At 68.1% G+C, this 12,781-nt stretch carries 11 protein-coding genes; 5 read left to right on the top strand and 6 right to left on the bottom strand.

Features of this window, described 5'->3' with window-relative positions:
• Window positions 1-32: 32 nt before the first annotated feature.
• Both RCP38_RS19310 and RCP38_RS19305 read right to left on the bottom strand, forming a co-directional pair.
• Window positions 33-1,358, bottom strand: a complete 1,326-nt coding sequence (locus RCP38_RS19310; RefSeq protein WP_308474503.1) for a PPE family protein — start codon at window positions 1,356-1,358, stop codon at window positions 33-35.
• Between the two features lie 69 nt (window positions 1,359-1,427).
• Window positions 1,428-2,690, bottom strand: coding sequence for a PPE family protein (locus RCP38_RS19305; RefSeq protein ID WP_308474502.1), 1,263 nt, complete (start codon window positions 2,688-2,690; stop codon window positions 1,428-1,430).
• A gap of 305 nt (window positions 2,691-2,995) precedes the next feature.
• On the opposite strand from RCP38_RS19305, the gene RCP38_RS19300 reads away from it, so the two are divergent.
• The gene (locus RCP38_RS19300; protein WP_308474501.1) at window positions 2,996-3,214 is read left to right on the top strand and encodes a hypothetical protein; all 219 of its coding nucleotides are present in this window, start codon (window positions 2,996-2,998) and stop codon (window positions 3,212-3,214) included.
• Between the two features lie 182 nt (window positions 3,215-3,396).
• Here RCP38_RS19300 and RCP38_RS19295 read toward each other — a convergent pair whose 3' ends face one another.
• A complete protein-coding gene (locus RCP38_RS19295; RefSeq protein ID WP_308474500.1) occupies window positions 3,397-4,425 on the bottom strand; it encodes a fused (3R)-hydroxyacyl-ACP dehydratase subunits HadA/HadB in 1,029 nt (342 codons plus the stop codon).
• A gap of 245 nt (window positions 4,426-4,670) precedes the next feature.
• Between RCP38_RS19295 and RCP38_RS19290 the strand changes: the two genes are divergently transcribed.
• Genes RCP38_RS19290 through RCP38_RS19280 form a run of 3 tightly spaced genes read left to right on the top strand, consistent with a single transcriptional unit; the run spans window position 4,671 to window position 8,577 of the window.
• Entirely contained in the window at window positions 4,671-5,108 is a 438-nt protein-coding gene (locus tag RCP38_RS19290) for an MmpS family transport accessory protein (RefSeq protein WP_308474499.1), read from the top strand.
• Complete coding sequence (locus tag RCP38_RS19285; protein WP_308474498.1) at window positions 5,105-7,969, top strand: MMPL/RND family transporter; 2,865 nt, start codon at window positions 5,105-5,107, stop codon at window positions 7,967-7,969. The genes RCP38_RS19290 and RCP38_RS19285 overlap by 4 nt, the downstream gene beginning before the upstream one ends.
• Window positions 7,970-7,971: 2 nt before the next feature.
• Window positions 7,972-8,577 carry a TetR/AcrR family transcriptional regulator gene (locus tag RCP38_RS19280; RefSeq protein ID WP_373692403.1) on the top strand — a complete coding sequence of 202 codons (606 nt, stop codon included), beginning with the start codon at window positions 7,972-7,974 and terminating at the stop codon, window positions 8,575-8,577.
• 18 nt (window positions 8,578-8,595) lie between these two features.
• Here RCP38_RS19280 and RCP38_RS19275 read toward each other — a convergent pair whose 3' ends face one another.
• Complete coding sequence (locus RCP38_RS19275) at window positions 8,596-9,414, bottom strand: class I SAM-dependent methyltransferase (protein WP_308474496.1); 819 nt, start codon at window positions 9,412-9,414, stop codon at window positions 8,596-8,598.
• The gene (locus tag RCP38_RS19270) at window positions 9,411-10,028 is read right to left on the bottom strand and encodes a TetR/AcrR family transcriptional regulator (RefSeq protein ID WP_308474495.1); all 618 of its coding nucleotides are present in this window, start codon (window positions 10,026-10,028) and stop codon (window positions 9,411-9,413) included. Before RCP38_RS19270 ends, RCP38_RS19275 begins: the two co-directional genes overlap by 4 nt.
• A gap of 91 nt (window positions 10,029-10,119) precedes the next feature.
• Between RCP38_RS19270 and RCP38_RS19265 the strand changes: the two genes are divergently transcribed.
• Window positions 10,120-11,292 carry an aromatic ring-hydroxylating oxygenase subunit alpha gene (locus RCP38_RS19265; protein ID WP_308477427.1) on the top strand — a complete coding sequence of 391 codons (1,173 nt, stop codon included), beginning with the start codon at window positions 10,120-10,122 and terminating at the stop codon, window positions 11,290-11,292.
• A gap of 16 nt (window positions 11,293-11,308) precedes the next feature.
• Here RCP38_RS19265 and RCP38_RS19260 read toward each other — a convergent pair whose 3' ends face one another.
• On the bottom strand, window positions 11,309-12,712 hold the full coding sequence (locus tag RCP38_RS19260) for an HNH endonuclease signature motif containing protein (protein ID WP_308474494.1): 1,404 nt from the start codon (window positions 12,710-12,712) through the stop codon (window positions 11,309-11,311).
• Window positions 12,713-12,781: the final 69 nt, after the last annotated feature.

Here is a 12,781-nt window from a genome sequence, read left to right as displayed (position 1 = left end):
TTCGCGAGGGGGTGCTCGACCGGCTACCGGCGTCAGTTGTGGGGGGTCGCGGACTTCTTGCCGCCCTTGAGGTGCACGGCGTGCACCCCGGGTTTTCGGGACAGCTCTTCGAGCAGCTCGTCGAGCCCGGCCTGGTCGACGTTCCAGTGCTGGACGGCTTCGGGCTGGCTCTGCAGCTTGGCGATGACGGCGTCGAGCTTGACCGGGGTCTTGGCCTTGCCGCCCTGGATCCGGATCCGCCCGCTGCCGCCGGTGGCGGCCCGCGGCCGGGCGGCGCCCAGCGCCCCGCCGGCCATGCTGCCCAGCGCGGCCTGGTTGAGCAGGCCACCGGCCATCCCGGATGCCGGTGCGGCGGCCAGGGCGGCGGCCGGCGCCCCGGTGGCCGCCAGGCGGATCGCCGGGCTGGCCGAAGCCCAACTCGGCGGGACGGACAGGTTGCCCACCAGGTTCGCCTCCGACATGGTGGCCGACACCGTCGAGCTCAGGCCGGCGCCCAGTCCGCCCCGCAGCCCGGCGCCCAGCCCGCTCGCCGGGATCTCCATGAAGGCCCGGCCCAGCGGGGTCCCGAACTTGAGGAAGTTCTGGATCGGGAAGTTGACCAGCAGCGAGACGTCGTTGAACGGCGTGGTCAGCCCCGTCGGGCCTTTCATTGCGCTGAACAGTGTGGCGACGGTGCTGGCGGCATTGGGATTGCCGGTGATCGCGTTGAGCGCGTTGTTGACGAACTCGTTGTACTGGGTGAGCAGGCTGTTCAGGCCGTCCCCGATCGAGCCGGCGCCCGAACCGGCCGCCGCCGACCCGGCGGAGGCCGCCGAGGTGGCCGACGTGGCCCCGGTGGTGGTCTGCGGAGGCTCGGTGAACGCGGTGGTCTTGGTGGCCGCCGCGGCCGCCGCGGCGTAGGTCTGCATGGCCGCGGCGTCCTGCGCCCACATCTCCAGGTACTGGGCTTCGTTGGCGGCGATCGCCGCGAGGTTCTGGCCCAGGAAGTTCGTGGCGTACAGCATCTGGTTCTGGGTGCGGTTGGCCGTGACGACCTCGGGCGGCACGGTGGCCGCGTGCGCCGCTTCGTAGGCGGTGGCGGCGGCCTGGGCCTGACTTGCGGTCTGGGCGGCGACGGCCGCGGTGGTCGACATCCAGGTGATGTAGGGCTGGGCGGCGGCCATCATCGCCGCGGCCGACGGCCCGATCCACGATTCGCCGGTGAGCGACGACAGCACCGCTTCGTATTCCGATGCGGCGGAGCTCAATTCGCCGGCGAGGCGCCCCCAGGCCGTGGCGGCGGCGATCATCGAGGCCGATCCGGGGCCGGCGTAGATGTTGGCCGAGTTGATCTCGGGCGGTATCAGCGAGAAATACATGTCGACACCCTTATCTGGTCGCGCACGACGGGGGCAGCGGAGCGGGGGAGCGGTTTCGTCATCGTCGGGTCACTCGTCGAGGGCCGGGATCACGATGATGGTGGCCGCCGCGGGATCGGCTTCACCGGGCGGAATGGGGCCGAAGGCGTCCGCCCCGCCGCTCTTGCGCAGCGAGCGGGTCGCCGAGCCGACGGTCTGGTTGGCCGTGCCGCCGAGACCGCGCCCCAGCAGGCTGGCCATGGCCATCTGGCCGAACATCGCGTCTTGACCCGCGACCGCGGCCATCGGGGCGGCCTCCACGGTCGCCGGAAGCGACGACGCCATGCTGACCAACTTGGTCGCCGGTGCCGCCACCGCCCAGGACGCGGGCACCGACAGCTTGCCGACCGACGCCGCGCTGCCCAACGTCCCCGTCGCGCTGGCCAGGCCGGCGACATTGGGGAGCGGCAGCGCCAGCGGTGCGAGCGGGATGAGGGCACCGCTGATGGCCTTGGGGCCGGCGAAGTACGCGGACGCGGCCATCCCGTTCATGATCCAGGAGTACAGCTGCCCGAACGCCAGCCACCAGCCGCCGGGGATCGTCGACCAGCCGAGCGGGGTGGTGGGGCCGGTCAGGGTGGCGAAGAGCAGGTTCCAGGTGTCGATGAACGAGCTGGACGTCGCCGCCGCGGTCCCCACCGGGTTGGTCGCCGCCTGCAGCGCCTGCGGCATCGCGTGGATCAACTGGGCGGCCTGCTGGGCGATGTTGGAGCCCGCGGAGTTCCCGGTCGCCTGGGCGGCCGCGGCCAGTTGATTGGCGGCGCCGGTCGGATTGGTGGTCTCCGGCGGTTCGCCGAACGGCGTCAGCCGGGTGGCCGCCGCCGAGGATCCCGCGTAGCCGTACATCGCACCGGCGTCCTGCGCCCACATCTCCGCATAGTGGATCTCGGTGGCCGCGATGGCGGCGGTGTTCTGACCCAGGAAGTTGGTGGCGACCAGCGTGGCCAATTGCGCCCGGTTGGCCGCGATCACCGGCGGCGGCACGGTGGCGGCGAAGGCGGCTTCGTAGGCGGCCGCGGCGGCCCGGGCCTGGTTGGCGGTGAACTCGGCTTGCGCGGCGGTGGTGTTCATCCAGGCCACGTACGGCTCGACCGCGGCGATCATGGTGGTCGCCGACGGGCCGGACCATTCCCCGGCCAGGCTTGAGACGATCGATTCGTAGGAGGATGCGGCAGTCCCCAGCTCGGCGGCGAGTGCGTCCCATGCCGACGCAGCCGCCAGCAGCGGAGCGGAACCCGCTCCCGAGTACATCCGACCGGAGTTGATCTCCGGCGGGAGTGCAGCAAAGTCCATCTCGGGTGACTCCTAACGTCACGCATCCTGGCCGTCGACGCTCGAACTCGCCGTCGGAACCCCAAACCCTAGACCGGAGTTGTCTGTTCCGGGTTCCTCTCATGTAAACAGCGTGCGACATTCTTCAGTTGACAGTGATACCGGCAAATCCTTGAAACCTGTTGTGAGGCAGCCGTCATCAACCTCGCCGCAAGGTAACGTCAGCTAATTTCGTTGATTGGCAGCGCTTTTGGCGCATCCTTGACGCCGTCTCCAAGCAGGTTTACGCGGGTTGCGGACTAGGAGCCGCGGCACCGCCACTGCCGGTGTCGTCGACGGTATCGGTCGATCTCGTCGCGATCGGCCGGAATCTGCTTGCGGAAGTGCGGATTCCGCAAACCGACGCCGGTCGAGGCGGGCTCGATCCGATCGTGCGCGCCGCCGGTTTCGGGCGTGCGGTGGTGGGTGGGAGCGGCAGCCGACTCAACACGGTCCGCGCGGGCCCGTGCCAACCAACCAGCACTCGTAGTCACCATCTCAATTGACAGATGCTACCCAGGGTTTGCTGGAGATTTGCTGTCAATTTTCTGGCGCATGACTGCCGACTCGGTCCGGGTGGCCTGTCAGGGTCGGCGGGATCCCGGAAACGGCGACGGCACGCCCCGGCCGGTATGTCGGTGGGGCGGCAGGTGCGGTCAAGCGCAGGGGGTGGCGACCTGCGGATAGGTCAGCGGAACCGGACGTCCAAGGTGGCGAGACCGAAGATCTTGCGGTTCTCGGACTTCGCGGCGACCAGGATGACACCGGAGCGGGTCTCGGGATTCAGCGACTTGATCTTGCCGCTGAACTCGATGTCGGCGCCCTCCTTGGCGGACACGATGGCCGGCGCCGACAGCCGCACCGCGTATCGGGTGACCGCACCGGGGTCTCCGGTCCAGGACGAGGCGAATCCTGCGCCGAGGCCCATGGTGAGCATGCCGTGCGCGATCACATCCGGCAGACCGGCCAGCTTCGCGATGTCCTCGTCCCAGTGGATGGGGTTGGCGTCACCGGCGACACCGGCGTAGTTGACCAGGTCGCCGCGGGCCAGTCGGGTGTGGCGTACCGGCAGGACGTCACCGACCTTGACGTCGTCGAAGGACGGCGTCGCAGGGGTCCGGGTCGATCCGCCGTCGGAGATCCGGATCTCGCCCTCCGGGCGGACCGTCTTCTGGTAGGCGGCAGCGGATTCACCGACGTCGAGGATGTTGACGTCGTGCATCATCGCGTTGTGCACCGCGATCTTGACGGTCGGGTCGATGTCCTCGGCGGTCACGCCGACCACGGTGGTGTGCAGGGTGTGCACCCGTTCGCCGGCGGTATCGGTGAAGGTGTTGGTCACCGTGATCAGGTCGCGGCCGGCGATCCGGCGTACCGAGGTCAACTCGACGTCGATCTTCAGTTCGTCGCCGTCGACGATCGGGCGATGCTGCTCGAAGACCTCTTCGGTCTGCATATAGGTGTCGTAGCCGACGACCACGGACTCGAACATGCGCCGATTGCAGTTCATGCCGGGGACCGAGGTGAACGTCAACGGCGCGACCAGCCCGGTGTAGCCCATCTCGGCGGCGGCGGCGACGTCCCAGTGCGCGGGGTGGTAGTCCTGCACGGCGCGCGCGTACTCGCGCACCTTCTCGCGGCCCACCAGATAGGTGCCGTCCATCTGGTAGTAGTGGCCGACCCGCGATTCCAATGCCGAGGCTTCTGCTGCGGTCATGAGTTGACTCAACCGTTCTATCGGCGGGTTTGGATGCCGATTCCACGTACCCTAGCGCGCCGGTTTGCCGGACTCCGGTTCTGCCGCGCGACCCCGACGGGGCGGCGGCGAACCGTTCTGCTGCCCGCCGGTGATGCGGTACTGTCCTCACCGGCTTTTACGGAACCCGGGTTCCGTCTAGGGCCGGCCCTGCGCGCGGTGGCCCCTGCTCGCTCGCGGAAGCCCACGGTTGAAGGAGACGCTGCGTGTTCGGACTGGTCAAGAGGTTCTGGATACCGCTGCTCCTGGTCGTGGTGGTGGCCCTGGGCTCCTACGTGGTGGTGCGGGTCCGGGACAGTTTCGGTGTCGGCGTCCGGGTGGAGGCCTCCGACGCCAATGCCGACGAGACGAAACCGTTCAACCCCAAATACATCACCTATGAGCTGACCTCCCCCGACGGCGGCACCGTCAACATCAACTTCCTCGACGAGAACGGTCAACCGCACCTCGTCGAGGACGCGCCGCTGCCGTGGTCGCACACCATCGTCACCACACTGCCGTCGATGTCGGCCAACATCGTCGCGCAGGGCGACACCGGGATGAACCACCTGCGCTGCCGGGTCATCGTCGACGACAAGGTCCGGGACGACCGCAGCATCGACGAATACAAGCCCTTCATCTACTGCTTGGTGAAATCCGTATGAGCAATCAGCTGCCGCGCCCGCCGCGCTCCCGCTTCGCCCGCTTCCTGTGGACCATGGCGGTGCCGATCATCCTGTTCTGGCTGCTGATCGCGGTCGGAACCACGGTGTTCACCCCGAAACTGGCCGTGGTGGCCGGCAAGCACTCGGTGCCGATGGCGCCGCTGGACGCGCCGGCGTTCAAAGACATGATGACCATCGGTCACAAGTTCGAGGAGTTCGACACCGACTCCACGGCCATGGTGGTGCTCGAGGGCGACGACAAGCTCGGCGACAGCGCGCACGAGTACTACAACGAGATCGTCGCCAAGCTCAAGGCCGACCGGCACGTGCAGAACGTGCAGGACTTCTGGAGCGACCCGCTGACCGCCGCCGGCTCGCAGAGCCCGGACGGCAAGGCCGCCTACGTGCAGGTGTTCCTCGACGGCGCCCAGGGCACCACACCCAGCCACGAATCGGTGGCCGCGGTGCGCAAGATCGTCGACGGGGTGCCGGCACCGCCGGGCGTGCAGGCCCACGTCGCCGGCAACACGGTGCTCAACACCGACACACTGATCGCCGCGCACAACAGCATGGAACTGATGACGGCGGTGACCATCGGCGTCATCTTCTTGATGCTGCTGGTGCTCTATCGCTCGTTGAAGTCGGCGATCGTCGCGCTGATCCTGGTCCGGTTCGAGCTCTATGCCGCCGAGGGCATCGTGGCCACCGCCGGCAACCTCGACATCATCGGCCTGACCCCGTACGCGGTCAGCATGGTCACGATGCTGACCATCGCCGCGGGAACCGACTACTTCATCTTCCTGCTCGGCCGCTATCACGAGGCGCGCTCCCGGGGCCAGGACCGCGAAGACGCGTTCCACACCGCCTATCACGGGGTGCTGCACGTCATCATCGGATCGGGCCTGACCATCGTCGGCGCCTGCCTGTGCCTGACCGCGACCAAGCTCCCGTACTTCCAGACCATGGGTGTGCCGTGTGCCATCGCCCTGATCGCGACCATGCTGGCCGGCCTGACCCTGGCACCGGCGGTGCTGGTGGTGGCGTCGAAATTCGGCATCTTCGACCCCAAACGCAAGGTCTCGGAACGGGGTTGGCGACGCGTCGGCACCCTGGTGACCCGCTGGCCCAAGCCGGTGATCGTCGTGACCACCTTTATCGCCGCGATCGGGTTCGTCTCGCTGGCGACCTACGTGCCGAACTACAACGACCGGCACTTCACCCCGGAGGACATCCCGGCCAACGTCGCGCAGACCGCCGCCGAACGGCACTTCTCGCAGGCCCGGATGAATCCCGAACTGCTGATGGTCGACGCCGGTCGTGACCTGCGCAATCCGGCCGACATGCTGGTGATCGACCGGATCGCCAAGAGCGTCTTCCACGAACGCGGCATCGGCCGGGTGCAGACCATCACCCGCCCGCTCGGCGCGCCGATCGAACACAGCTCCATCCCGTTCCAGATCGCCATGCAGGCCTCGGGTCAGTTGCAGACCGCGAAATTCATGAACGATTCCATGGCTTCGATGCTCGAGCAGGCCGACGAGATGGGCCGGACCGTGGCCACCATGGAGCACATGTACGAGATCATGGCGCAGGTCGTCGACAACACCCACGACATGACCGAGCACATGCACGAACTGCAGCTCGACATCGAGACCGTGCGCCAGCACGTGTCGGACTTCGACGACTTCTTCCGGCCGATGCGCAGCTACTTCTATTGGGAACCGCACTGTTTCGACATCCCGATCTGTACCGCGATGCGATCGATGTTCGACATGCTCGACGACGTGGACGTCATGACCGACGACATGGGCGTCACCGTCAAGGACATCGACCGGCTCGACGTGCTGATGCCGCAGATGCTCGAAGACCTCCCCAAGACCATCGAGTCGATGAAGAAGATGCGCGGCTTCATGCTGGCCACGCACAGCTCGATGTCGGGCATCCAGCGGCACCTGCAGGAGAACGCCGAAGGATCGACCCTGATGGGTAAGTTCTTCGACGAGGCCAAGAACGACGACTCGTTCTACCTGCCGCCGGAGGTCTTCGACAACCCCGACTTCATCCGCGGCCTGAAGATGTTCGTCTCGCCCGACGGCCATGCGGTGCGCTACATCATCACCCACCAGGGCGACCCGGCGTCCGTCGACGGCATCAAGCACGTCCAGGGCATCCACGAAGCCGTCGCCGACGCGGTCAAGGGCACCCCGCTGGAGGGCTCCAAGGTCTCGCTGGCCGGCACCGCCTCGATGTACAGCGACATGCAGGACGGCGTGAAGATCGACCTGATGATCGCCGGCCTGTCCACGCTGATCCTGATCTTCTCGATCATGCTGATGATCACCCGCAGCCTGGTGGCCTCACTGGTGATCGTCGGGACGGTGCTGGCATCGCTGGGGACGGCCTGCGGCCTGTCGGTGCTGCTCTGGCAGGACATCCTGGGGCTGGGCCTGCAGTGGATCGTGCTGCCGCTGACCGTGATCATCCTGTTGGCCGTCGGCTCGGACTACAACCTGCTGCTGGTCTCCCGGCTCAAGGAGGAGATCGGCGCCGGCCTCAACACCGGGATCATCCGCGGCATGGGGGCCTCCGGCCGGGTGGTCACCGCGGCCGGGGTGGTGTTCGCCGCGACCATGGCGTCGATGATGGTCAGCGACCTGCGGGTGATCGGGCAGCTGGGCACCGCGATCGCGCTGGGCCTGCTGGTCGACACGTTCATCGTCCGGGCGCTGATGACCCCGTCGATCGCGGCGGCGTTGGGCCGCTGGTTCTGGTGGCCGCTGAACACCTTCGCGATGAAGGACCGGCCCGCCCCCGAACCGGCCGCCGACACCGCACCGATCCCGCAGCCGACGACGGTGTGATCGTGACGGAGTCCAGGCTGCGGCAGCGCACCGAGGGGCGGCTGGACCGCTCGCGCGACCCCGCGATCCTGGATGCCGCGCTGGCCGTGGTCTCCGAGCACGGTTATGACGCCGCCAATATGAACGACATCGCGGCGCGTGCCGGGGTGGGCAAGGCCGCGATCTACCGGCGCTGGTCGTCGAAGGCGGCGCTGGTCACCGACGCGCTCATCTACTGGCGGCCCGACCTGATGACCCGGAACACCCCCGATACCGGCAGCCTGGCCGGCGATCTGGATGCCTTCGTCGAGGAGATCGGGCGCAAGGACGCCGAACCGTTCCCGAACGATCTGGTGCTGCGGGTCGCCCTGGAGGCGGTGCACGATCCGGACCTGGCGGCCGCCGTCGACGATCTGGTGCTGGTCAAAGGCGAAGGCATGGTGGCCAAGATCGTGGCGCAGGCCGCGGCCCGGGGTGAGATCGACGCCGACCGGGACTGGTCGCTGGTCTCCGATGTGGTGCTGGCGATGGGATTGCTTCAGGTGGTGCGCGGCCAGACCCTGGACGCCGGTTTCGTCCGGGCGGTCCTCGACCAGGTGGTGTTGCCGGCGCTGCGGGCGCCCGACTGACCCCGGCCCGGTCGGCTGCTACGCGTCGAACCGGACCTGTGTCGGCGCCATGGTGCGGAACGGCTCCAGGCGCTCCAGGCTGCGGAACCCGCACAGCTTCCAGATGCCACGCCCCGCGGGCAGCGGCAGTTTGTGTACGTGATTCACCCCGGGCACCGTGTCGGGCAGCTTCCGGCTCTGCGCCGAGGAGAGGCTGAACGGCATGGGCGGCAGCGTGTAGTCCTTGGACAGCTTCAGTCCCCGCAGCGTCCGGCGGCTGTAGCTGGGCGGGATCGAGTCGAAGATCATCTTGCCGCCCGGAAAACGTCGGGCGCAGTCGGCGATCAGGTTCAGCGCCACGTCCGGGGGCAGATACATCAGCAGGCCCTCCGCGGTGATCAGGACCGGCCGGTCGCCGTCGATGCGATCCATCCAGGTGCGGTCCAGTGCGGACGCAGCGACGTTGCTGAGCCGGGCATCGGTGGGCAGCAGCTTCTCGCGCAGCGCCATCACCGGCGCAAGATCGACGGAGTACCAGTGGGATCCGGCGTCGTGCAGCGCCGACTGCAACCGCCAGAAGCTGGTCTGGAACCCCTCGGCCAGTGAGACGACGGCGGCGCCGGGATGCTGCCGCAGGAAATAGTGGATGTACCGGTCGAAGGCCAGCGCACGCACCACGTGATAGTGGGTCGGCTTCCCGAACATCGCGTAGTCGAACGCGATCGAGTCGAAGAGGTGCTCGGCCCACGGGTCGTGAAGTACGCCGTCGGGCCGTTGGGACTCCAGTGCGCGACTGCGCAGGGTCCACAGCGCGGTCGCCGACACACCCTCCAACACGCTGCCGTCGATCTTCGTCACGCCGTGCCTTTCTCTGCCGTCCCGTCGGTGATCGCCGGCGCCACCCAGCGCCGCAGGAATGCGCGGAGCTCACCGCCCCGGCGGGGTGGCCGGCCCGGGTCGATCACCAGCGACTGCAGCACCCGCAACATGAACTCGACCAGTTGGTCCAAGTCGGCGCCGGTGAAACCCGCTGCATCCCAATCGACGTCGAACCGATCGACGATCGCCCGCCCGAATGTTAGCGCGACATCGGAGGTGACACCGGCGGAGAAGGCGCTGGCCTTGCCCGGGGCCAACAGCAGGCTCATGTAGCGCTCCTCGGGCAGCCGCTCCAAGGTCAGCGCGATGCCCTCGACGACGGCGTCGGCCGGGTCGTGGATACCGCGCAGGTGCCGGGCCAGGCGATCCAGGAACGGGTCGACTTCGGTGACCGCGGCGGCGATGAGCAGCGCTTCGGTGCTGGGGAAGTAGCGGTACACGGTCTGGCGGGTGACGCCGACGTCCTTGGCGACATCGGAGATGCCGAAGCTCATCCCGGAGCTGTCGATGCGCCGTCGAGCGGCCTCGAGGATCCGGGCGGCGGCCTCCCGGTCGTCGGCGGGCTTGGCGCCCGACCAGCCGTGAGTCCGCATGAGCGAACGTTACCGCGCCGCGTCCCCGCACCCTGGACCATACATATTGATCAAGTGTATGGTCTGGGCCGTGACGTCGAAAGGGCAGCCGATGACCGTTCCCCCGCAGCCGCAGGCCGGCGCCGTGGATACCGAATTGACCCGGCGGGCACTGCAGTTGGTGCGCGACAAGACCACCGACATGGCCGCCGACGTGCTGCGGGTACCGCTGCACTACTACCGCGATGCGAAGGTCACCGAACTCGAGGAATCCCAGATCCTGCGCCGCACCCCGCTGGCGATCGTCGCGAGCGCACAGGTCGCCGCACCCAACGACTACGTGGTGCGATCGGTGCTGGGCGATTCACTCCTGGTCACCCGCGACAAGGACGGCCGCAGCCACGTCTTCCTCAACTACTGCCGGCACCGCGGCGCGAAACCGGCCTGCGGGTCCGGCAGCGCCACCCGGTTCACCTGCCCCTATCACGCCTGGACCTACCGCAACGACGGGAAGCTGCTGACCGTGCCGGGCGGCAACGGATTCTGCGGCATGGACAAGGACGACTACGGCCTGGTCGAGCTGCCCAACCAGGAGCGGCACGGCTTCATCTGGGCGGTGCTCACCGCCGGCGCCGAGATCGACGTCGATGCGCACCTCGGTGACCTCGGACCCGAACTGGCGGGCCTCGACTACGCCACCTTCGGTTACCACGACCACCGGGAATTCGAGTCGGAGGTCTCCTGGAAGGGCGCCCTGGAGGCGTTCGCCGAGAGCTATCACTTCCCGTTCGTGCACGGCGAGAGCCTGATCGGCCAGAACACCGTCGCCAACACCTCTATCCACGACCGGTTCGGCCGGCACCACCGGATGGGCTTCCCGTTCAACTGGATCACCAACCTGGACGCCGACCCCGGCGGCTCGTGGGACGTCCGCGACAACATGGGCCTGATCTACTGGATCTATCCCAACCTGATCCTGGCCAACAGCCCGGTGGGCGTGGAGGTCATCGACATCCTGCCCGCCGGATCCCCGACCCGGTGCACGGTGCGGCACAGTTGGCTGGCCCGGATGCCGGCCACCGACGACGCCACCCGTGCCGGCTACGACACCATCTTCGCCGCGGTGCACGCCGCGGTGCGCGACGAGGACTTCGCCATGCTGCCGCAGTGCGGCGAGGGTGTGCGGCGCGGCCAGCACGACCATATGGTGATCGGCCGCAACGAGATCGGCGTCCAGCACATGATCCGGGTCTTCGCCGACGAACTCGGTATCGCACTGAGCTGAGCTGGGCCACCGACCACTAGGGGTCTTCTTTCTCGTCGTTGTCGGGGGGTTTGTTGAGGAGTTCTTCGGGGTGGTGGAGGTGGTTGATTGCTGGTGGGGTGGTGCCGTCGGTCCAGGCGAGGCGGCCTTGGTCGGTGACTTGGGTGTGGAGTTGGCCTTGGGTGGTGGTGGTGTGGTCGCAGCCGCAGGCGAAGTGGAGTTGGTCGGGGTTGGTTTGGCCGCCGTTGTTCCAGTCGGGGGTGTGGTGGACTTCGCAGTGGTAGCCGGGGGCGGGGCAGCCCGGTCGGGTGCAGCCGCGGTCGCGGGCGTGGCAGATGATGCGGTGGTCGAGGGTGGCGAGGCGTTTGCTGCGGCCGAGGTAGAGGGGTCGGTTGGAGTGGTCGTCGAAGACGGCGAGGTAGTGGATGGAGTCGGCGGCCATGGTGATCAGGTCGCGCAGGGGGAGGCGGCTACCGCCGCCGGTGGTCGCGGGGCCGGGCATGGGAATCGCGGGGTCGCGGGTGGCGTGGAGGGCTTGGTTGAGTTCGGCCAGGGTGGTGGTGGCGATGACGGTGACGGGCACGCCGCGGTGGGTGCCCAACTCCCCGGAGGCGATGCCGGCGCGGAGGGTGAGTTTGAGGGCGTCGTGGTTGCGTTGGCCGTTGGAGCGTAGGTCGGGTCCGGTGGTGTCGGTGCCGGGGGTGTTGGGTCGGCGGTGGCCGGGGCGGACGGCGGCGAGGGCGGTTTCGAGGTAGGCGCGGGTTTCGGGGTCGAGGCAGCCGGTGAGGGTGCTCATGCCGTCGGGGCCTTGGCGGCCGAGGCTCAGGGTGCGGCGTCGTGCCCGGTCGTGGTCGGTGAAATTACCGTCGGGGTTGAGGTGGTCGGTGATGCGCTGGCCGGCGATTCTGAGGAAGTCGGCGTCGTGTTCGCGGCCGTGGCGGACGAGGGTGTGTTCGGCGCGGTCGCGGTCGGCGGATGTGACGGTGGTGGGTAGGTGATCCAGGGTGGTGGTGATGGTTTTGAGGTGGTCGTCGCCGAGGTGTCCTGCTTCGATGGCGGTGGCCAGGTGGGGTAGTTCGGGTGGGCGTGGTGGTCCGGTGAGATTGCGGCGGGGGCGGATGCGGGCGGCGATGCGGATGCGGCGGCGGAGTTCGGCGCGGGGGATGCGCAGTGTCTGCCAGAGCAAGTCGAGGGTGGCGGTGCTGGTGGGTTGGTCGGGGCCGTCGGTGGGGTCGGCGATTTCGCCGAGGATGCGGTAGGACAGGCCGCGGTTGGTCCGGTGTTGGGTTTCGAGGCGTTCGGCGACCTCGATGCGGAAGGTGTTGCCGACGATGTCGGTGTCGAGGGCGCGTAGTCGGGCGTGGGCGGTGTCGATGCGGTCCAGTTCGGCGCGGACCGCGGCGCGGGCGGTCTCGGCGGGGGTGAGGACCTGTTCAGCCATGACCCCAACGTATCGAACAAACGTACGAATCAGGGGTGTCGAACCCCGGCCTGTGGATCAAACAGGCAA

It is taken from the genome of Mycolicibacter sp. MU0083 (assembly GCF_963378075.1).
In the GTDB taxonomy this organism is placed as follows: domain Bacteria; phylum Actinomycetota; class Actinomycetes; order Mycobacteriales; family Mycobacteriaceae; genus Mycobacterium; species Mycobacterium kokjensenii.
The sequence above is the reverse complement of the archived record's forward strand: the minus strand, read 5'-3'. Positions and strand labels throughout refer to the sequence as shown.